Annotated in this window: 20 protein-coding genes and 1 pseudogene; 14 read left to right on the top strand and 7 right to left on the bottom strand. The window is 67.4% G+C overall.

Features of this window, described 5'->3' with window-relative positions:
• Positions 1-11: 11 nt before the first annotated feature.
• The 5 genes and pseudogenes from ACFRJ8_RS17865 to proC all read left to right on the top strand — a co-directional run.
• Positions 12-425: pseudogene (locus ACFRJ8_RS17865) on the top strand (SseB family protein); the annotation flags it as partial.
• Between the two features lie 198 nt (positions 426-623).
• Complete coding sequence (locus ACFRJ8_RS17860; RefSeq protein ID WP_377987529.1) at positions 624-1,628, top strand: Ppx/GppA phosphatase family protein; 1,005 nt, start codon at positions 624-626, stop codon at positions 1,626-1,628.
• 124 nt (positions 1,629-1,752) lie between these two features.
• A complete protein-coding gene (locus tag ACFRJ8_RS17855) occupies positions 1,753-2,094 on the top strand; it encodes a YciI family protein (RefSeq protein WP_277527263.1) in 342 nt (113 codons plus the stop codon).
• 20 nt (positions 2,095-2,114) lie between these two features.
• Complete coding sequence (locus ACFRJ8_RS17850) at positions 2,115-3,410, top strand: RNA polymerase sigma factor (protein WP_377987526.1); 1,296 nt, start codon at positions 2,115-2,117, stop codon at positions 3,408-3,410.
• A gap of 479 nt (positions 3,411-3,889) precedes the next feature.
• On the top strand, positions 3,890-4,723 hold the full coding sequence (proC, locus tag ACFRJ8_RS17845) for a pyrroline-5-carboxylate reductase (protein WP_377987525.1): 834 nt from the start codon (positions 3,890-3,892) through the stop codon (positions 4,721-4,723).
• A gap of 90 nt (positions 4,724-4,813) precedes the next feature.
• Here the strand turns inward: proC and ACFRJ8_RS17840 are convergent, their stop codons facing one another.
• Together ACFRJ8_RS17840 and ACFRJ8_RS17835 are read right to left on the bottom strand one after the other, a co-directional pair.
• Positions 4,814-5,452: a TrkA family potassium uptake protein gene (locus tag ACFRJ8_RS17840; protein ID WP_026266712.1), complete on the bottom strand. Its 639-nt coding sequence runs from the start codon at positions 5,450-5,452 to the stop codon at positions 4,814-4,816.
• A 40-nt stretch (positions 5,453-5,492) separates the two neighbouring features.
• Positions 5,493-6,923, bottom strand: a complete 1,431-nt coding sequence (locus ACFRJ8_RS17835) for a TrkH family potassium uptake protein (RefSeq protein WP_377987524.1) — start codon at positions 6,921-6,923, stop codon at positions 5,493-5,495.
• A 118-nt stretch (positions 6,924-7,041) separates the two neighbouring features.
• On the opposite strand from ACFRJ8_RS17835, the gene ACFRJ8_RS17830 reads away from it, so the two are divergent.
• Together ACFRJ8_RS17830 and ACFRJ8_RS17825 are read left to right on the top strand one after the other, a co-directional pair.
• Complete coding sequence (locus tag ACFRJ8_RS17830; protein ID WP_377987523.1) at positions 7,042-8,265, top strand: acetoin utilization protein AcuC; 1,224 nt, start codon at positions 7,042-7,044, stop codon at positions 8,263-8,265.
• 81 nt (positions 8,266-8,346) lie between these two features.
• Entirely contained in the window at positions 8,347-8,910 is a 564-nt protein-coding gene (locus tag ACFRJ8_RS17825; protein ID WP_377987522.1) for an ArsR/SmtB family transcription factor, read from the top strand.
• Positions 8,911-8,980: 70 nt separating this feature from the next.
• On the opposite strand, the gene ACFRJ8_RS17820 is transcribed toward ACFRJ8_RS17825, so the two are convergent.
• Positions 8,981-10,330 (bottom strand): alpha-hydroxy-acid oxidizing protein, encoded by a 1,350-nt coding sequence (locus tag ACFRJ8_RS17820; protein ID WP_377987520.1) that lies wholly within the window; start codon positions 10,328-10,330, stop codon positions 8,981-8,983.
• A gap of 419 nt (positions 10,331-10,749) precedes the next feature.
• Between ACFRJ8_RS17820 and ACFRJ8_RS17815 the strand changes: the two genes are divergently transcribed.
• The 3 genes from ACFRJ8_RS17815 (at position 10,750) to ACFRJ8_RS17805 (ending at position 12,612) form a co-directional block, all read left to right on the top strand.
• Positions 10,750-11,889, top strand: coding sequence for a 3-deoxy-7-phosphoheptulonate synthase (locus ACFRJ8_RS17815; RefSeq protein ID WP_377987519.1), 1,140 nt, complete (start codon positions 10,750-10,752; stop codon positions 11,887-11,889).
• Positions 11,890-12,086: 197 nt separating this feature from the next.
• The gene (locus ACFRJ8_RS17810) at positions 12,087-12,308 is read left to right on the top strand and encodes a helix-turn-helix domain-containing protein (protein WP_090574680.1); all 222 of its coding nucleotides are present in this window, start codon (positions 12,087-12,089) and stop codon (positions 12,306-12,308) included.
• A 205-nt stretch (positions 12,309-12,513) separates the two neighbouring features.
• A complete protein-coding gene (locus ACFRJ8_RS17805) occupies positions 12,514-12,612 on the top strand; it encodes a 30S ribosomal protein bS22 (RefSeq protein WP_003792170.1) in 99 nt (32 codons plus the stop codon).
• A 170-nt stretch (positions 12,613-12,782) separates the two neighbouring features.
• Here the strand turns inward: ACFRJ8_RS17805 and ACFRJ8_RS17800 are convergent, their stop codons facing one another.
• Entirely contained in the window at positions 12,783-13,601 is an 819-nt protein-coding gene (locus ACFRJ8_RS17800) for an HAD family hydrolase (protein ID WP_377987518.1), read from the bottom strand.
• 130 nt (positions 13,602-13,731) lie between these two features.
• Between ACFRJ8_RS17800 and ACFRJ8_RS17795 the strand changes: the two genes are divergently transcribed.
• Complete coding sequence (locus tag ACFRJ8_RS17795) at positions 13,732-14,004, top strand: glutaredoxin family protein (protein ID WP_377987516.1); 273 nt, start codon at positions 13,732-13,734, stop codon at positions 14,002-14,004.
• A 74-nt stretch (positions 14,005-14,078) separates the two neighbouring features.
• Positions 14,079-14,774 carry a redox-sensing transcriptional repressor Rex gene (locus tag ACFRJ8_RS17790; RefSeq protein WP_377987514.1) on the top strand — a complete coding sequence of 232 codons (696 nt, stop codon included), beginning with the start codon at positions 14,079-14,081 and terminating at the stop codon, positions 14,772-14,774.
• A 77-nt stretch (positions 14,775-14,851) separates the two neighbouring features.
• On the opposite strand, the gene ACFRJ8_RS17785 is transcribed toward ACFRJ8_RS17790, so the two are convergent.
• The 3 genes from ACFRJ8_RS17785 to ACFRJ8_RS17775 all read right to left on the bottom strand — a co-directional run bounded on the left by ACFRJ8_RS17785 (position 14,852) and on the right by ACFRJ8_RS17775 (position 17,395).
• On the bottom strand, positions 14,852-15,649 hold the full coding sequence (locus ACFRJ8_RS17785; RefSeq protein ID WP_377987513.1) for a hypothetical protein: 798 nt from the start codon (positions 15,647-15,649) through the stop codon (positions 14,852-14,854).
• A 215-nt stretch (positions 15,650-15,864) separates the two neighbouring features.
• The gene (locus tag ACFRJ8_RS17780; RefSeq protein ID WP_377987512.1) at positions 15,865-16,623 is read right to left on the bottom strand and encodes a hypothetical protein; all 759 of its coding nucleotides are present in this window, start codon (positions 16,621-16,623) and stop codon (positions 15,865-15,867) included.
• Between the two features lie 223 nt (positions 16,624-16,846).
• On the bottom strand, positions 16,847-17,395 hold the full coding sequence (locus tag ACFRJ8_RS17775) for a YceI family protein (protein ID WP_377987511.1): 549 nt from the start codon (positions 17,393-17,395) through the stop codon (positions 16,847-16,849).
• Between the two features lie 213 nt (positions 17,396-17,608).
• Here ACFRJ8_RS17775 and ACFRJ8_RS17770 point away from each other — a divergent pair, with 213 nt between their 5' ends.
• Both ACFRJ8_RS17770 and ACFRJ8_RS17765 read left to right on the top strand, forming a co-directional pair.
• Positions 17,609-18,274 (top strand): histidine phosphatase family protein, encoded by a 666-nt coding sequence (locus ACFRJ8_RS17770; RefSeq protein WP_377987509.1) that lies wholly within the window; start codon positions 17,609-17,611, stop codon positions 18,272-18,274.
• Between the two features lie 80 nt (positions 18,275-18,354).
• Entirely contained in the window at positions 18,355-18,897 is a 543-nt protein-coding gene (locus tag ACFRJ8_RS17765) for a TlpA family protein disulfide reductase (protein WP_377987642.1), read from the top strand.
• The last annotated feature ends 1 nt before the right edge of the window (position 18,898 follow it).

Here is an 18,898-nt window from a genome sequence, read left to right as displayed (position 1 = left end):
CGAGTAGGAATATGACTGAACAGCCCGCACACCTGGATAACCAGCCGCTGAACGAACTCGAGGAGCAGCTTGCCCGGGGGGAGCAGCCGGACGCCAACCCGGTGGACGTGATCCTCGCCTTCCTCAACAACGAGGTCTACGTGGTCAGCTCCGACGCCCTGGAGGGCCCCGACTCGCAGGTGGAGCCGCTGGTCCTCGCGAACTCCTCCGGCAAGCCCGTCCTGGCCGTTTTCTCGCACCCGAGCCGCGTCACCGAGCAGTATCTCGCCGCCGCCCCGAACGTGCTGGGCACGCAGGGCGCCGCGATCATCGGCAACCTCGGCGCAGAGCTCGGCATGGTGATCAACCCCGGGGCCGCCTACGGCTTCGAAATAGACCCGGAGGGCGTGGCCAACATCCGCCGCGACTTCAAGCCCACGGACGAGACCGCCGACGACGCCGGCCAGCCCACTGCGGAGCCCGCCGACGGCGCCGCCCAGCCCGCCGCTGGGGCAGCGGACCGACCGGCGCAGGACGGCGACCCGGCCTAAGCCCGCGGCATCGGTATTCGCGAAGAGCGCCATTCTTCGCGAATACCGCCGTCGCGGCTAGGCCAGCCGTCCCCTGGGGGGAATAATGGCACCATGCGTCTAGGCGTCCTCGACATCGGGTCCAATACTGTCCATCTCCTCCTGGTCGACGCCCATCCCGGCGCCCGTCCGGTCCCCTACGCCTCGCACAAGCGGCGGCTCTCGCTCGTGCAGTTCCTCGACGACGACGGCAACATCAATGACACCGGGCAGCATGAACTCGTCGAGTTCGTCCTTGAGGCGTGGGAATTCGCGGCCAAGCACAAGGCCGACGACCTCCTCGCGTTCTGCACCTCGGCCATCCGCGAGGCCACCAACGGCGCGGCCGTCCTGGCCCGCGTCAAGCATGAAACCACCGTCACCCTCCGGGAGCTCTCCGGCAGCGAAGAGGCGTCCATGACGTTCTTCGCCGTCCGGCGCTGGTACGGCTGGGGCGCCGGGCCCATCTTGAACCTGGACATTGGCGGCGGCTCCTTCGAGATGGCCCTCGGACAGGACGAGCTGCCCGAGCTGGCGATGTCCGTTCCGCTCGGCGCCAGCCGGCTGACGCGCGACTGGCTGCCCAAGGACCCGCCCTCGGCCAAGAGCATCAAGGAGCTGCGCCGCTACATCCGCTCCACGCTCAAACCCGCCGTGCGCAAATTTGAGAAGCTGGGCCGGCCCAACCTCGTGGCGGGCACGTCCAAGACGTTCCGGTCCCTCGCGAGGATCGCCGGCGCCGCCCCCAGCGCCGCCGGGCCCTACGTCAAGCGGGAGCTGCTGGCCTTGGACCTGGGGCTCTGGGCGCAGCGGATCTCCGCCATGGAGGTAGGGGACAGGCTGCACCTGCCCGGCGTCTCCGAGGCCCGCGCGCCGCAGGTCCTCGCCGGCGCCCTCGTCGCGGAAGCGGCGCTGGAGATGTTCGAGTTCGACAGCCTGGTGACGTGCCCGTGGGCCCTGCGTGAGGGACTCATCCTCCGCCGCCTGGACCAGTTGGTGTTTGAGGGGCCCGTCGACGCCGCGCCGCACGTGGCGGAGCAACCTCCGGCGCGACTCCAGTCGCCGGAAAAAGCCTCCTGAGACCGCCCGGGCCCGCGACCGTGCCGAGACCGTGCCGAGACCGTGTCGATCCGGAGCGTCCCCGATCGTGTATTAGCTGAGAGGCCGGCACACCGCCGGCTGATTCGCCAAGGAGGCATCCGAAATGACGCAGTACCTGCTCAGCATTTACCAGCCAGACGGGCCCGCCCCGGACCCTGAGTTCCTCGAGCCGATCATGCGTGACCTGGCGGCCCTGAACCATGAAATGCAGGCGGCGGGGGCCTGGGTGTTCGCCGCGGGGCTCCACCCCGCGGAGTCCGCGACGGTCCTCCGGCCCAGCGGCGGCGAGATCCTCGTGACCGACGGGCCATTCACCGAAGGCAAAGAGCACCTCGGCGGATTCACCGTGATCGAGGCCGAAGACCTGGACGCGGCCCTTGGCTGGGCGCGGAAGCTGGCCGGCGCCACCACTCTTCCCGTTGAAGTCCGTCCCTTCCAGCACTAGCTGGGGCCGAGGGGACTCCGGTGGGCGACCATGGTGCACATGACGGCGCGACCGAGGCGGACATTGCCCGCGTGTTCCGGCGCGAATACGGCCGCGCCGTAGCCGTCCTGACGCGGACGTTCGGGAGCATCGATATTGCCGAGGACGCCGTCCAGGATGCTTTTAGTGCGGCCGTCCAGCACTGGCCGTCGGCGGGCATCCCGCCCAGCCCGGCCGGCTGGATCATCACGACGGCGCGGCACCGGGCGATCGACCGGCTGCGGAGGGAGGCATCACGCGAGGACAAACATGCGCAGGCGGCCTGGCTGGCGGCGGCGCGGTCCGGGACCGGATCCGCGCCGGCCGCTGAAGAGCAGTTCCTGGCGGAACAGTCAGGAGTCGAGGACGTGGACGACGACACTTTGCGGCTGATATTCACCTGCTGCCACCCCGCCCTGGCCAGATCCGCCCAGGTGGCCCTCACCCTGCGGCTGCTGGGTGGATTGACGACGGCGGAGATCGCCCGGGCCTTCCTGGTGCCGGAGGCAACCATGGCACAGCGGCTGGTCCGGGCGAAGGCGAAGATCCGCGATGCCAAGATCCCGTACCGTGTCCCGCAAGGCGCCGAACTGCCCGAGCGGCTGCAATCGGTGCTGGCGGTCCTCTACCTGATCTTCAATGAGGGCTATACCGCGGGCCCCGCGGACAGCCCAGCCCGCGCGGAGCTATGCACGGAAGCCATCCGGCTGGGCAGGCTGCTGGCGTCCCTGATGCCGGACGAGCCGGAAGCGGCGGGTCTGCTGGCGCTGATGCTGCTCATTGAGTCCCGCCGCGCCGCCCGGTTTGCCGCCGACGGCGGACTCGTGCTGCTCGTGGCCCAGGACCGGGGGCGCTGGGACAGCGCCCTGGCCAATGAAGGCCAGGAGTTGGTGCGCCGGTGCCTGCGCCGGAACCGTCCCGGGCCGTATCAGCTCCAGGCGGCGATCAACGCCGTCCACAGCGACGCCCCGACCGCCGCGGACACGGATTGGACGCAGATCCTGCAGCTGTATGACCAGCTCCTGGCCGTCGCGCCCGGACCGGTCGTAGCGCTGAACCGCGCCGTCGCCCTTGCCGAACTGCGCGGGCCGGGTGCCGGGCTGGCCGCGGTTGAGGAACTGCCACTGGAGAACTATTACCTCTTCCACGCCATCCGGTCGGACTTCCTGATGCGTCTGCGCCGCTATCCGGAGGCCGCCGAAGGTTACAAGCAGGCCCTGGCGTTGGCAGGGAGCGCCGCGGAGCGCCGGTTCCTGGAGGAGAAGCTCGGCAGCCCGGCGTTCGGCGGAGCCGGTTAGGCACCGCCCCCGCCCTACTGCGGGCGGTTAACGCCGGTTAAAAGCCGGTTAAAAGGAGTAGCGCCGGGCGATTGGAGCAGGACTTGGGGGAACTCTGCTGTCAATCGCCCGGCGCACCGACGGCTCCGGGGAGCCGACTATCATCACTCGCACCTGTTGAGGCACTTTCCAAGATAGAGGCCGATCTTGGGCGTCCGGCGAAATTTCCCTGTGGGTTAGCTGGCAATCCGACGGCGTCCCCCGGCGTGCCTGTGCCCGTCCGCCGCCGGGCCCTTAAACGGCAAAGGCACCGGCGGTCCGCTGCGGGAAAAATGGGAAAATCCGCTGCAAACCACCGGTGCCGCGCAGGCATCCGCATGCCTGCTGCATCACTCGCACCCTCAATGAGGTAGCTCCTACGTTAGGGGCCGAAATTGTGCGCTGACTGCGGCGAAGGTGTGAGCTGGCTGGGAATCGCGTCCGACTGCAATGATGGGGGCATGAGCAACCGAATCGCATTCCTGGGCTGTGGGTCAATGAACGAGGCAATCCTCGGCGGGCTGATCGACGGCGGCGTCGACCCGGCCGATATCGTCGCTACTGTCCGCCGGGCCGAGCGCGCGGCCGAGCTGGCGCAGCGCCACCACGGGATCACGGCCATCGCGGGCGAAGAAGAGCCCGACAACAACAAGCAGGCGGCCACCGGCTCCGGCGTCGTAATCCTTGGCGTCAAGCCCGTGGGCATCGCCGACCTGGCCCGGGAAATCAGCGGGTCCCTGTCACCGAACACGATCGTCATCAGCGTCGCGGCCGCCGTGTCCCTGGAGCAGCTGGAGGCGGCGCTGCCGGCCGGTCAGCCCGTCATCCGCGCCATGCCGAACACGCCGGCGAAGCTGGGCCGCGGCGTCGTCTCCGTCTCACCCGGGACCAACTGTTCCGCCGGGCAGCTCCAGCACGCCAAGGACCTCCTCGCAGCCGCCGGCACGGTGGTGGAGATCCCAGAGGACCAGGTGGACGCCCTCTCCGCGATCAGCGGCTCCGGCCCGGCCTACGCCTTCTACCTGGCGGAGGCCATGGCGGAGGCCGGCGCGCAGCTGGGCCTGGATCCGGAGCTGTCCCTGCTGCTGGCCCGCGAGACCGTCGCCGGGGCGGGCTTCATGCTGGCCGAACCCGGCGCGGATCCCTCCACCCTGCGCAAGGCGGTCACCAGCCCGAACGGCACCACGGAACGGGCCATCGCCACGTTTGACGAGCGCGGACTGCCGGCCATCATCGCCGACGGCGCCCGCGCGGCCGCTGCGCGCGCAGCGGAAATCACCCGGCAGCTCGCCTGAACCTGCCGGCTCTGGCCCAGGGGTCAGCGGCCGCCGGTTCCCGGCCGCCAACCGCGGTCATTTCGGGCACCGGCGACCGCAGGTTGTGGCCTAGGGGCGGGCGGCGAACCGTTCGAGCAGGTCCACGTGGCCCGAAACAATGAGCATGTCCCGCGAGGAAACCTTGGTTTCCGGCCGCGCGTACGTGAAGTCCTCGCCCGGGGACTTCACGCCTACAATCGTGACGCCGTACTTGGAACGGACCTTGGACTCGTCGAGGGTGAAGCCCACGGTCTCGCGCGGCGGGTACATCTTGACGATCGCGAAGTCATCGTCGAACTCGATGAAGTCCAGCATGCGCCCGGAGACCAGGTGCGCGGCGCGGACACCGGCGTCAGCCTCCGGGTAGATGACGTGGTTGGCGCCGATCCGGGTCAGGATCTTGCCGTGCGAGGGCGTGATGGCCTTGACCCAGAGGTGTTCGATCCCGAGGTCCACGAGGTTTACGGTGATCAGCACCGAGGATTCGATCGAGGTGCCCACGCCCACCACGGCAGAACTGAACTCCTGGGCGCCGAGCTGGCGGAGGGCGTCGATGTTGGTGGCGTCGGCTTCCACGACGTGCGTCAGGACGCTCGCCCACTTCTGGACGAGGGTGCGGTCGCGTTCAATGGCCAGGACCTCCCGGCCCTGCTTAACCAGTTGCTCTGCGGTGGAGGCGCCAAAACGGCCCAGCCCGATCACCAGCACGGGGGCGTTGTGGGCGGGGCGGTTGACGGCGCCTGAGGAACTAGCCAATGATGGGTCTCTCTTCCGGGTAGTGGTACAGCTGGCTGCGCTGGCGCAGGGCCAGGCCTGCGGCAAGGGTGACCGTCCCAACGCGCCCGGCAAACATGAGCAAAGCGAGGACGTAAACGCCCGACGGCGGCAACTCTGCACTGAGGTTGGTGCTTAGGCCCACCGTGGCGAAGGCGGAAATCGTTTCAAACAGGACCCGGTCCAGGGAGGCATGGCTGATGTGCAGGAGCAGGAGGGCCGAGACCGAGACGAGGGTGGCGCCGGCGACGATCACGGAAATGGCCACGCGCATGGTGCCCTCCGGGATGGTGCGGCCGTAGATCTTTACGTCGGCGTCGCCGCGGGCCTCGGCGGTGATCGCCAGGAACATCACCGCGATGGTGGTCACCTTGATGCCGCCGGCCGTGGAGGCCGAGCCGCCGCCGGCGAACATGAGGGCATCGGAGAGCAGCATGGTGGTGGACTCCATGTGGTTCTGGTCCACAAGGTTGAAGCCGCCAGACCGCAACATGACTGAGGCAAACAGCGCGTGCGTGATCTTGTCGCCGAGGTCCATGTCCCCGATGGTGCGCAGGTTGTCCCACTCCAGGAAGCCCCAGAGGACCGTTCCGGCGGCGAGGAGGATGAAGGAGACTTGGATGGTCAGCTTGGTGTGAAGGTTCCATTTCTTCCACCGCAGCCCGTTCTGGTGCAGCACCATGACAACGGGGAAGCCCAGGCTGCCCAGGAACACGCCGAGCATGAGCGGGACGAGGATCCAGAGATCGGTTTCGTAGGGGACGATTCCGTCCGAATGCGGGGTGAAACCGGCGTTGTTGAAAGATGAAATTGCGTAGAAGATGCCGTGCCAGAGAGACTGCGGGAAGCTCTCCCCGAGGATCAGGAAGCGGGGGATAAGAGCCAGCGCCAAAGCCGCCTCGATCACCACGGACGTCACGATCACGATCCGGAGCAGCGTGCCGACTTCGCCGAGCCGGCCGGCATTCATGGCCTCCTGGGCGATCAGCTTGCCGCGGACACCGAGTCTCTTGCTGACCATGAGCGCCAGCAGCGACGCGAGGGTCAAAGTGCCCAAGCCGCCCACGAAAATGCCGACCAGGATCACGAGCTGGCCGAAGAAGGACCAGTGCACAGCCGTGGAGACCACGGTCAGGCCCGTGACGCAGACAGCGGACGCCGCGGTGAAGAACGCCTGATGTAGTGGTGTGACCTGTCCCGTCGCGGAAGCCAAGGGCAGCGAGAGCAAAGCGGTGAAGACCAGGATCACGAGGCCGAACGCCGAGAGTGCCAGGCGGGCCGGTGAGCTGTTTGCGATGCCGTCAATGAAGTCACGCAGGCGTGTGAAGATCCACAGGCCTTCCCGCTCCGGCATACCTGGCTGCCAGTTGGTCGGGCTCGTGGACCTCGACTGGCTTTGCGTCATGTTTTTCCTCGGTTGAAACTGCTTCCCCAAGTAGTAAACCACTAAAGTTCGGTAATGGCCGTGGGGAGCACCCCTGCACGCACGGGAAGCCGGGGACCGCTCGGGTAGCCTGTGATTGATGACATTCCTGCCCGGACTCGATCAGACCGCGCTGCCGACGACGGTGGTGTGGGCTCCTGCCATGACCGCCTACAACTTTGGCCACTCCCACCCGATGGCGCCGGAGCGCATGGAGCTCACCGCGAAGCTGGCCGGCAGCCTGGGGCTGCTGGATCTGGACCACGTCACGGTGGCCGCACCGGACGTCGCCGCCGACGCGGAGCTGTACGCCGTCCACAGCCCGGAGTTCGTGGCGGCCGTGCGGCGTGTCAGCGAAAACCCGGATACCCCCGACCACGCCAGGGGCCTGGGAACCGAGGACGACCCCGCCTTTGCCGGCATGCACGAAGCCAGCGCCCGGCTGGCCGGCGGCTCCCTGCTCGCGGCCGCAGCTATCCTGGACGGCAGCGCGGTGCGGGCCGTGAATTTCGGCGGCGGGATGCACCACGCCTCCCGGGACCGCGCGAGCGGTTTTTGCATCTACAACGACGCCGCCCTCGCGGTCCAGCGGCTGCTCGACGGCGGTGTCCAGCGCGTGGCCTACGTCGACGTCGACGCTCACCACGGCGACGGCACGCAGAGCATCTTCTGGGACGATCCGCGCGTGCTGACTATTTCGCTGCACGAGTCCGGGCTGACCCTCTTCCCGGGCACCGGATTCGCCAACGAGATCGGCGGCCCGGACGCGCAGGGCAGCGCCGTGAACGTCGCCCTCCCGGCCGGCACCGCGGACGCCGGGTGGCTGCGGGCCTTCCACGCCGTCGTGCCCCAGCTCATTGGCGCGTTCGAGCCGGAAGTTATAGTCAGCCAGCACGGCTGCGACTCGCACCGGCTGGACCCGCTCGCCCACTTGAACATCAGCGTGGATGGCCAGCGCGAGGCCGCCACGGCCATCGGCAACCTGGCCGCGCGCTACTGCGGGAACCGGTGGATTTCCACAGGGGGCGGCGGTTACAACGTCGTCAGCGTCGTGCCGCGGTCCTGGAGCCACCTGATAGCCATCGCCGCCGGCCGCCCAGTACCGCTGCGCACACCGGTTCCGGAGGAGTGGCGACGCTATGTCACTGACAAGTACGGGGCCAAGTTCGGTGTGGAGCCCCCCGAGGCGATGGGCGACGACGTCGACCTCTGGTGGCGGTCCTGGGAAGTGGGTTTCGACCCCAACGACGAGGTGGACCGCACCATCATGGCCACCCGCAAGGCAGTGTTTCCCTTGCACGGACTGGACCCCTGGTTCGATTAGGTCCGAGCCCGGGCTAAGGGCCAGCACCAAGGCAGCAATTGGTGGATGCCATCTGGCGTATATGTCGCTAGTGTGGAGGGCATGGTGACAGACGACGTATTTGCCGTCATTGCTGAGGCAACCAGGCGTGACATTCTGATAGCCCTCCGCAAGGGGGACAAAGCAGTGGGGGAACTGGTCCAGGAACTTGAAGCAAGCCAGCCCACCATTTCCAAGCATCTCAAAGTCCTCCGCGAAGCGGACCTGGTGAGCATGCGCGCCCAGGGCCAGAAGCGGTACTACACGCTCAACCCCAAACCGCTCGCCGGGATCGCCAACTGGCTGCAGGCGTTCGACGTCGGCCCCGCCGCGGCAGCGGACGCGGCCGCCGCCCGCCAGCCCGAATCCAGCCCTTACGCCGTCCCGGATGCCCTGGCTGGAGCGGCCGTCCCGCAGCCCGTCGTCCCGCAGCCAGTCGCCGCGCAGCCCGCTGCAGCACTGGCGGCCCGCCCTGCCGGCAGTCCGCTGAGCCCCGCCGTCGTCATCCCGGTGGGAACGGCGGGGGAGGACAAGATGCCCCAGCAGATCGGGCGGACCGTGGGGCGGGCGGCCACCAAGGCCGCCGATCTCCTGGCCAACCTGCCCAAGTTCGGCCGCAAGAAGTAACCCGTCCCGTCAGCGTATGCCTCCCGGGGTACGCGCTTTGCCCACGCGCACTGTTACGCAATCGGGCGTGCTACCTGCCGAGGATCCGCACGTGATCCGGGGTGAGGTCCGCGATCCGGCTGACGCCCAGCAGGGCCATGGTGCGTTCCATGTCCTTCTCCAGAATTTGGAGGGCGCGGTCCACCCCTGCCCGTCCGCCGGCCATGAGCCCGTACAGGTAGGCGCGGCCGATCAACGTGAAGTCGGCGCCGAGGGCGAGGGCGGCGATGATGTCCGCGCCGCTCATGATGCCGGTGTCCAGGATGATCGCCGCGTCGCTGCGGTCTGCCTTCAGCGCGGCGGAGACCTCGGGGAGCAGGTGGAACGGGATCGGTGCCCGGTCCAGCTGGCGGCCGCCGTGGTTGGAGAGCACAATCCCGTCCGCGCCGTGGTCTACCACCTTGCGGGCGTCGTCGACCGTCTGGATGCCCTTGACCACGAGCTTGCCCTTCCAGGTCTCGCGCAGCCAGTCGAGGTCGGCGTAGGTCAGGGTGGGGTCGAACATGGAGTTGATCAGGTCCGCGACCGTGCCCGTGTACCGGGAGAGGGATGCGAAGGTCAGCGGTTCATGGGTGAGGAAGTTGAACCACCATGCGGGCCGGTAGGAGGCATCGAGGACGGTCTTGAGCGTCAGGGCGGGCGGGATGGTCATGCCGTTGCGGACGTCGCGGAGCCTGGCGCCGGCGACGGCGGTGTCCACCGTGACCATGAGGGTGTCGTTGCCCGCCGCGGCGGCACGTTGGATCAGTTCCAGCGAACGGTCCCGGTCCGTCCACAGGTAGAGCTGGAACCAGTTGCGGCCCGTGGGCGCGGCGGCGGCCACGTCCTCCAAGGATGCCGTGCCCATGGTGGAGAGGGTATAGGGAATGCCGGCGGCTGCGGCGGCCTGGGAGCCGGCGTATTCGCCCTCCGACTGCATCATCCGGGTGAAACCGGTGGGCGCGATCCCCACCGGCAGCCGGGACGGCCCGCCCAGGATGTCGGTGCGGAGGTCGATGCTGGAGACGTTCCGCAGGACCCCGGGCCGGAACTCGATGTCCAGGAACGCCTGGCGGGCGCGGCGGAGGGAGATTTCGGCCTCGGCGGCGCCGTCGGTGTAGTCGAATGGCGCCTGGGGCGTGCGGCGCTTGGCCATGTCCCGCAGGTCCCAGATGGTGCTCGCCCGGCGCAGCCTGGCGGCCCGGCTGAACTCCGGCTTCTTGAACTGCATCAGGGGGGCAAGGTCGGCGTACTTGGGCACACGCCGCTTCAATGCGGCAGGGAGTCCACGGCCGGCCGCTGCCTCTGCGTCTTGCCCGGGCGCGGACGCCCCAGGATCCGTGGCGGTGGCCCCGGGCGTGGTCGGAGCCTCGGGGTTGCCGGGCGGGACGGTCTGCGTCATTGCTGCCTCCATAGTGGTCGGAGTGAGGGGATGCTCGTGCTGGGTTCATTCACACTCTAGGTGGTGCCGGTGTGCGTCCAAGTGACACTTCGCGACGTGTTGGTGCCGGCCAGTTGACGTTGCCACGCCAAACACTGCCGCGAACTGCACTCCCGAGAGCCGGGGCGGCGTCCTGGGGGTGGCCACGGCGAATTGTTACGCCCGGCGTTTGCCCCGGCCGCGGCTCCGGAGCTATGGTCGACGCTATGACTAACCGTTGGTATGCGTATTTTTCGTTGGCTCTGGAGGGGCCCGCGTCTAACTGACACGCATCCAACTTTCCTTCAGAGCCAACAGGGCAGAGATTATTCTCTGCCCTTCGCCATTTCTCCGGCGGGTTCTGATCAGGGCCCGCTCCGCATCCGGAACAGGACCCGAACATGAGCATCGAAGCAGCCCCCGGCACCCAGCACTCCACCTCGAACCTGCGCGTCAGCGAGTTCACCCCGCTCCCCACTCCGCAGGACCTGATGGCGGAACTGCCGTTGGAAGCCCGCCTGGCCGAGGTCGTGGGACGGGGCCGGGACGAGGTCCGGGCCATCATGGACGGTGTGGACGACCGGCTGCTCGTCATTGTGGGTCCCTGCTCGATCCACGATCCAAAGGCCGGGCTGGAATACGCCCGCCGGCTGGTAAGCCAGGCGGAGAAGCACCGCGAAGACCTGCTGATCGTCATGCGCACATACTTCGAAAAGCCGCGCACTACGGTGGGCTGGAAGGGCCTGATCAACGACCCCCGGCTGGACGGCAGCCACGACATCGCAGCGGGCCTGCGCGCGGCCCGGGCGTTCCTGCGCCAGGTCACCGCCCTCGGCCTGCCCACCGCCACCGAGTTCCTTGAGCCCATCAGCCCGCAGTACGTCGCGGACCTGGTCGCCTGGGGCGCTATCGGTGCCCGCACCACGGAGAGCCAGATCCACCGCCAGCTGGCTTCCGGGCTGTCCATGCCGATCGGCTTCAAGAACGGGACAGACGGCGACCTCCAAGTGGCGCTGGATGCGTGCAGCGCCGCCGCTGCCGCCCAGGCGTTCCTCGGGATCGACGACGACGGCCGGGCCGCCCTTGTGGCCACCGCCGGCAACCCGGACACCCACGTCATCCTCCGCGGCGGACGCAAGGGCCCCAACTACTCCGCCACTGACGTTGCAGCGGCCTCCGCCAAACTCGCCGCGAGGCAGTTGAACCCCCGCCTGATCGTCGACGCCAGCCACGCCAACAGCGGCAAGAACCACCACCGTCAGGCCGAGGTCGCCCTTGAAATCGGTGCCCAGCTGGAAAGTGCCGGAGCCGCGGCCGGGGCCATCGCCGGCGTCATGCTGGAGAGCTTCCTGGTGGGCGGGGCGCAGACCCTGGAGGTCAACGCCGCCGTCGCAGCCGCAGGCAAAACCGCTGGCAAAGCCGGCCGGGACGAGCTGGTCTACGGCCAGAGCGTCACGGACGCCTGCATGGACTGGGACGTGACGGCGTCGGTACTTGGCCAACTGGCAGCCTCGGCCCGCACCCGCCGGACGCGTGCCTGAGGGTTGGACTGGAGGCGCGGGCGGTGCCAGGTTTCGCAGATCCTGCGGAAATCGGGTGGGGATTCCTGAGGAAGCCTTTCACATTGGCACCATGAGCAACTAGTGTTGCTAACACATGGTTGTTAGATGGCTCAGCATCGGCACACCGCCATGTCACCAGGTGGGGCTGCCGTTCGCTTGAGCAAAGGAATAGGGAAATGTCTACGGAGGCCAACTTCTCCAAGGCCCGTTTTTTGACCGTGGCCGAAGTCGCGGAACTGATGCGGGTATCAAAGATGACTGTTTACCGTCTTGTGCATTCGGGGGAGATGCCGGCCGTGCGGTTCGGCCGCTCTTACCGGGTGCCGGAAAACGCCGTCGAACAGTACCTCAAGGGTGCCGTCGTCGACCGGAGCGACGGGCATGCCGGAACTGGCTGAACAGCCAGCGGCAACAATCACAGCGTGAATTGAGCGCTTTGGGCACCGCATGGGGCCCGCGGTCGTGGGGTACCTCGCAGAGGCGGTACCCTGTTAAGGAACGTTTTACGTCATTGTAAGAACCTGTCAGTTGTTTCAGTCTGCTGCTTAGCCCGCGGACCCTTCCCAACAGGCAGGTACTGCATCTAGCCGGTAAGGAACTTTCGTGGGTTCAGTTATTAAGAAGCGTCGCAAGCGTATGGCCAAGAAGAAGCACCGCAAGCTGCTTCGTAAGACGCGCCACCAGCGTCGCAATAAGAAGTAGCAATACTTCGAAATGCATGAAATGCCCGTTGCCTTCCAGGCGGCGGGCATTTTTCTTGCTCCGTCCGGTGTGAAGATTTCGCACCGGACCCGGACCCGGCTCCGGACCAAGGACACGGGCTACCCGGATCCGCGGCGCACGGTCCGGAACCGCCGCGGAAGCTGCCGGGCCTAGCGGCCGGGTCCGCGGAAGCGGGAGAACCCACGCCACAGGCCGTAGATGGCCCCGCCGACCGTCGCGGCCTTGAATCCCAGGGTGGCGGCGCGCCGGCCGGCACGGAAGTCGTAGACCGGCCAGTTGTGCTCGCGGGCGTATCGGCGCAGCTTGGAGTCGGGATTGATGGCAACGGGGTGCCCCACCATGCTCAGCAGCGGGATGTCGTTGTGGGAATCGCTGTAGGCCCAGCAGCGGCTGAGGTCCAGCCCCTGGTCCTCGGCAATTTTCTGGACCGCGACCGCCTTGGCCGGACCGTGGAGGATTTCGCCCACCAGCCGCCCCGTGTACGAGCCGTCCAGGATCTCGCCCACCGTGCCCAGCGCCCCGGTGAGGCCCAGCCGGGCGGCAATGACCGTGGCCACCTCGATCGGCGTCGCCGTGACGAGCCATACCTTGCGCCCGACCCGGAGGTGCTGCTCCGCCAGGGCCTTGGTCCCCGGCCAGATCCGCGACTCAATCATCTCGTCGTAGACCTCTTCGCCCAGGGCTTCGATGTCCTTCGCTGTGATGCCGGCAGCCAGCGTCAGGGCGGAATCGCGGACGGCGTGGACATCGTCCATGTTTTCGCCGCGCAGCACGAACATGAACTGCTTCCACGCGAACCCGGCAGCCTGCGGCAGGGTGAACGCGCCCCGCTGGTGAAGCTTGCGGGCAACATGGAAGAGGCTTGCGCCCTTCATGAGGGTGTTGTCGACGTCGAAAAATGCGGCCTCGCCGTGCTGCGTCGATGCAGCAGGCTCACTGGCCACAATGACGTATTTCTCCTCGGGCATGCCACGAGTCTAGTCAATGACCGGCCCCGGACAGCCCGCAGGGCGCGCGATGCGACGGCAGGACGGCCCGCGCTCAGGCCGGCTGCGCCGTGCGTCGACGCCGAAGCGGGCGCCGGGCTACGGTGGATGCATGGCCAAACCCGCATCTATCCCCGATGTAGTACTGATCACCAAAGCCGACTGTCACCTGTGCGCGGAGGCGCGCGCCGCCGTCGCCCGCGTCACTGCTGCGCTGGGAATCGATTGGTCGGAGAAATCGGTGGACGACGACGCCGGGCTGCGTGAGCGCTTCGCCGAGGAGATCCCGGTGGTGCTGGTCAACGGGGTCCAGCGGGATTTCTGGAAGATCGACGAGGCCCGGCTGACCCGGACCCTGCAACGGGTCATCGGCCAGCCGTCCTGACGGCGGGGTGCTTTGTTGCGTGATGCGCGGGGGCTTTAGAGTGGGAAGCACAACGCGACGCAATGGAGCAGATAGTGACTTCGCTGGATTCATCTCCCGGGGCTGTCCCCGGGGGAGCCGGGACTGCCGCCAAACAGATTCCCCCCGCGGCCGTGGCCCGGCTGACCATCTATCTGCGCGCCCTGACCACACTGCTGGCTGAAGGGGTGGACCGGGTCTCGTCCGAGTCCCTGGCGGAGGCGTCCGGAGTCAGCTCCTCGACCCTGCGCAAGGACCTCTCCTATGTCGGCTCCTACGGAACCCGGGGTGTCGGCTACGAGGTCCAGTACCTCAACCGCAACATCGCGGCTGCGCTCGGGCTGACGCATGACTGGAAAGTCGCGATCGTCGGTGCGGGCAACCTGGGCAAGGCCCTGGCCCGGTACGGCGGATTCGAGTCGCGGGGCTTTGACATTGTGGCAATTTTCGACGCCGACCAGATGGTGGTGGGTAGCGAGGTCGGCTGGCTGCGGGTTAGCGACGCCGCCGACCTCGAGCCCGTGCTGCAACGGACGGGCGCCAACATGGTGGTCCTCGCCCTGCCCGCCGCGGTGGCCCAGGACGTCTGCGACCGGGTGATTGCCGCCGGCGTGCGGAGCATCCTCAGCTTCGCGCCGGTCATGCTGCAGGTCCCCCCGGGGGTCAACCTCCGGAAGGTCGACATGGCAACGGAACTGCAGATTCTGGCCTACCACGCACAACGGGCGCAGGTCCCGGAGGACGCCGACTAGGATCGGCCTGCCCTCCGGTTCCCGCGCCCGCTGAACCGTTCTCTGCTGGTGGTTCTTGGCTGGTGGTTCTTAGCCAGTTACTTCCCGAAGGGGGCCCCGGGCTGTCCGTAGGGGTTGGCCAAGGACTGCCGCTTCTGGAAGTACGGCGAGGCCGCGGGCAGGTAGAGCAGCACGATGGCCGCGATGCCCACCAGCGCCGCCAGCGTGGCGAGGCTGAGCGGGAGGATGTTGAAGATCGACAAGGCGGCGAACACGGTGCCCAGAATACGGGCCCAGTTCTTGCCCTTGCGGACATTGAAGGCGACGAGGGCGTAGAGCCCGGCGCTGATGAGGGCGAACACCACGATGGTGCCGATCAGGACACCCTTGATGGATTCGAAATCGACCTGCGCGCCGCTCGTTGCCATCTGCTGCTCGAACATGTCCCTGACGGCGGGGGTGCCCAGGGTTCCCAGTGACACCAGCATCGAGATGACCCACAGGGCTCCGGCTGCGACGATCAGCCAGAATGATGTATTCACCAACTGGGGAACCGCGCCCGGCGCCTGCGGCTGTTCGGACGGGTACTGGGCATAGGGGGACTGGCCGTACTGCGGGGCGTTCTGGCCGTACGCCGGGGGTGTCTGCTGGCCGTACTGCGGGGCGTTCTGGCCAAACTGCGGCGCGTTCTGGCCGTACGGCGGCGTCTGCTGGCCGTACTGCGGCGCGTTCTGGCCAAACTGCGGGGCGTTCTGACCATACGCCGGCGGCGTCTGCGGGGCGTTCTGACCATACGCCGGCGGCGTCTGCGGGGAGTTCTGGCCGTAGGCCGGAGTGGATTCCCCGCCCGGCTCGGAGCCGTTGGGCGGTGGGGGCTGGACTGGCGGGTTGCTCATAAGCGGTCCTTTGCGTGTCGATCACTGAATCGGCCAACGGGACCAGAGATCCTGCCCTGCCCCCAGCATGGTTTAGCTCAACCGTACCGCGGTCCGGCCGTCGTGTGGATCATTCCGGAGAGGTATTCTCAGCCCTCATTCCTGGGCCGTTACGGCCGCGGCAGGGACGCTCCGGCCCTGCCGCGATCCGACGGGTTCCGCAGGCGACGGCAGGCCTAGATCCGGCCTCGGTTGGCGACAAACCAGGCCTGGGCGTTCGGTAGCCACATGAGCACGGTCGCCACCAGGCTGATGATGAAGCCCGGCAGGCCTCCGCCGCCCCGGCCGTCGGTGGCGCCGGCACTGATGAGTGTCAGCACCAAGGAGAGGCCGACAAGAATGGTGAGGGCGAAGCGGGCCCACTCCCGGCCTTCCTTCATCTTCATGGCCAGGACGATCTGAGCGGTTGCCAGGGCGAGCGCAACGATGACCAGCAGAAGCACCAGGAGTCCGATTGGCGGCGCGAAGGCGATCAGGACAAAAGACCCAAACAGCCCGATAACTCCACCGAGGAGTCCCAGCAGCCCGCCGATAAGCCAGATCCAGTACGAAACCTTCAGCTCGGTGGGCATCGCGGCGACCTTGAACATGCCGGAGAGGCCGCCTATGGGCAGGGCCTCGCCGAAATTCCTGGGACGGTCAGCGGGCAGCTCGAAGCGGAATCCGCCGGTAGGGGCAGGCTGGCCCTGATGTGCCGCAGGCTGGCCCTGATAGCCGGGCGGCGGTGCCTGATACCCCGGTTGCGGAGCCTGATATCCCGGCGGGGGAGTTTGATAGCCGGACCCACCTTGGTACCCCGGCGGCGGTGGCTGGTAGCCAGGAGCGGACGGCGGATTGACCGGGGGCTGCTGTGGGCCACCTGGCGGGACGTTGCCCGACGCCGGAGGCTGGGCGCCCGGCTGCTGTGGGGGTACATCATCACTCGGGTTGCTCATGGCTCTCACTGTAGACCGCCGTATCCCTGTTATCTAGGGACTTGCGGGCCTGTCGCGGAGCCCGCCGCGGCGCCCGTCCCGGCAACAGAAACGGCCCAACAGCGGCGCAGACAACAGCGCCCTGCTTCGTCGCGAAGACGAAGCAGGGCGCTGGAACCGGCGGGCCGGCGTCGGCCGCCCGGACCGGACGAAATGGCCAGGCCCGGGCTGCACCGAATATTAGTTACGCTGCGGGAGCGATGAAGGCCAGTTCCAGGTTGATGGCAACCTTGTCGCTGACCAGCACGCCGCCGGCTTCGAGGACCGCGTTCCAGGTCAGGCCGAAGTCCTTGCGGCTGATGGTGGTTTCGGCGCTGAGGCCAGCGCGGGTGTTGCCGAAGGGATCGACGGCCACGCCGTTGAACTCGGTCTCGAGGGCCACGGGGCGGGTGATGCCCTTGATGGTGAGGTCGCCCTGGAGCTCGTAGGCGTCGCCCTTGGGGACGATGGTGCTGGAGACGAACGAGATCTCCGGGAACGTCTCGACGTCGAAGAAGTCTTCACCGCGGACGTGGCCGTCGCGGTTGGCGTCGCCGGAGTCGAAGCTTGCGGTCTTGATCGAGGCGTTGACCTTGGAGTCGATGACGTTCTCGGCGAGGTCCAGGGTTGCCGCGGCGTCGGTGAACTGGCCGCGGACCTTGCTGATGCCGGCGTGGCGGACGGTAAAGCCGATCTCGCTGTGCGACGGGTCGAGGGTCCAGGTGCCGGTGGTGACGTTTGTGGGAAGTGCCATGGTGAATCTCCTTGAGTCGGGTTAGTACTGCGGGTGTTCGTCTGATCGTTATTTGAAACATCATTGGTTGAAATCTCAACTAACTGCTTCACCCAGTATAAACATGCGTTTGCATCTTTTATTCCAACTCCAGGGAACATTTTTTCAAACTCGTCAGTTCTACCTTCTGTAGAAGATTTCAGATCGACCGGCATCTTTGAGAAACTGGTAGACATGCCCCAAGCCACTGTTCATTTGCTCCGCCACGGCGAGGTCCACAATCCCGATGGTGTCCTGTACGGCAGGCTGCCGGAATTCCACCTCTCCGAACTCGGCCGGGAGATGGCCCGCACGCTGGCCGAACACTTCAGGGAGCGTTCCGAACAAGGGGCCCGGATCGTCCACCTCGCCGCGTCCCCGCTGACCCGCGCGCAGGAGACGGCACAGCCGATTGCCGATGCCCTGGGCCTCGAGATCACCACTGAAGCCCGCATCATCGAAGCCGAGAACTACTTTGAGGGTCTCCACGTCTCCAAGGCGGAGCTGCTCCGGCCCAAGCACTGGGCCCGGCTGTACAACCCGTTCCGGCCCTCCTGGGGTGAGCCGTACAAGGAGCAGGCCGCGCGGGTCATCGCGGCCGTCCAGGACGCACGCGTCCGGGCCCTTGAGATGGGCGGCAACGGGGCCGAAGCCATCCTTGTCAGCCACCAGCTGCCCATTTGGGCCACTCGGCTCAGCGCCGAAGGCAAGCCGCTGTGGCACGATCCGCGCAAACGCGAATGCACTCTGACGTCCCTCACCTCCCTGGTGTTCGACGACGCCGGCGCTCTGGTGCGCGTCGACTACAGCGAGCCCGCTGCCGCCCTCCTGCCCGGTGCCGCCAGCACCCCGGGAGCCTGACCGTGGCCGCCAACCGCCACGAAGGGACTCCGCTGTCCCGCCGCCGCGTCCTGACCGCCGGCGGCGCCGCGCTGGCCGCAATGCTCGGGCTGTCCGGCTGTGCCCAGGACGACGCCCTCGCCAAGCAGGCCAAGGCCGGGGACAACAAGAATTACGTGGCCGGAGACGGGTCCGTGACCGAGTTCGCCGTTGCTGACCGCAAGAGTCCCGTGGCGCTGAAGGGGACGCTGTTCGACGGCACGGCCGTCACCTCGGCGGACTTCCCCGGCAAGGTCACCGTGCTGAACTTCTGGTTCGCCGCCTGCGCCCCCTGCCGGGTCGAGGCGCCCTCCCTAGAGGCGCTGCACCAGGAGTTCAAGACCAAGGGCGTGCAGTTCTTCGGCGTCAACCTGCGCGACGAGAAAGCCACGGCCGACGCGTTCGACAAGACCTTCAACCTGACGTACCCGAGCTTCAATGACAAGGACGGTGCGGTGCTGTTGGCCGTCTCCGGACTTGTGCCGCCCGGTGCCGTGCCCACCACCCTGGTGCTGGACAAGCAAGGCCGCGTCGCCTCCCGGGTCCTGGGCGAAATCCAGCAGGGCACCCTGAAATCCCTCATCGCCTCCGCCGTGGCCGAGTAGC

The organism is Arthrobacter sp. NPDC056886, assembly GCF_042788715.1.
GTDB lineage: Bacteria > Actinomycetota > Actinomycetes > Actinomycetales > Micrococcaceae > Arthrobacter.
Note: the sequence above shows the minus strand (reverse complement) of the source record. Positions and strands in the feature narration are given on the sequence as shown.

Coding starts and splice junctions, on each gene's coding strand:
- ACFRJ8_RS17810 (WP_090574680.1), top strand. CDS start 12,087: ATGTCTACGGAGGCCAACTTCTCCAAGGCCCGTTTTTTGACCGTGGCC.
- ACFRJ8_RS17795 (WP_377987516.1), top strand. CDS start 13,732: ATGGCCAAACCCGCATCTATCCCCGATGTAGTACTGATCACCAAAGCC.
- ACFRJ8_RS17835 (WP_377987524.1), bottom strand. CDS start 6,923: ATGACGCAAAGCCAGTCGAGGTCCACGAGCCCGACCAACTGGCAGCCA.
- ACFRJ8_RS17770 (WP_377987509.1), top strand. CDS start 17,609: ATGCCCCAAGCCACTGTTCATTTGCTCCGCCACGGCGAGGTCCACAAT.
- ACFRJ8_RS17825 (WP_377987522.1), top strand. CDS start 8,347: ATGGTGACAGACGACGTATTTGCCGTCATTGCTGAGGCAACCAGGCGT.
- ACFRJ8_RS17855 (WP_277527263.1), top strand. CDS start 1,753: ATGACGCAGTACCTGCTCAGCATTTACCAGCCAGACGGGCCCGCCCCG.
- ACFRJ8_RS17765 (WP_377987642.1), top strand. CDS start 18,355: ATGCTCGGGCTGTCCGGCTGTGCCCAGGACGACGCCCTCGCCAAGCAG.
- ACFRJ8_RS17800 (WP_377987518.1), bottom strand. CDS start 13,601: ATGCCCGAGGAGAAATACGTCATTGTGGCCAGTGAGCCTGCTGCATCG.
- ACFRJ8_RS17820 (WP_377987520.1), bottom strand. CDS start 10,330: ATGACGCAGACCGTCCCGCCCGGCAACCCCGAGGCTCCGACCACGCCC.
- ACFRJ8_RS17775 (WP_377987511.1), bottom strand. CDS start 17,395: ATGGCACTTCCCACAAACGTCACCACCGGCACCTGGACCCTCGACCCG.
- ACFRJ8_RS17830 (WP_377987523.1), top strand. CDS start 7,042: ATGACATTCCTGCCCGGACTCGATCAGACCGCGCTGCCGACGACGGTG.
- ACFRJ8_RS17815 (WP_377987519.1), top strand. CDS start 10,750: ATGAGCATCGAAGCAGCCCCCGGCACCCAGCACTCCACCTCGAACCTG.
- ACFRJ8_RS17780 (WP_377987512.1), bottom strand. CDS start 16,623: ATGAGCAACCCGAGTGATGATGTACCCCCACAGCAGCCGGGCGCCCAG.
- proC (WP_377987525.1), top strand. CDS start 3,890: ATGAGCAACCGAATCGCATTCCTGGGCTGTGGGTCAATGAACGAGGCA.
- ACFRJ8_RS17860 (WP_377987529.1), top strand. CDS start 624: ATGCGTCTAGGCGTCCTCGACATCGGGTCCAATACTGTCCATCTCCTC.
- ACFRJ8_RS17785 (WP_377987513.1), bottom strand. CDS start 15,649: ATGAGCAACCCGCCAGTCCAGCCCCCACCGCCCAACGGCTCCGAGCCG.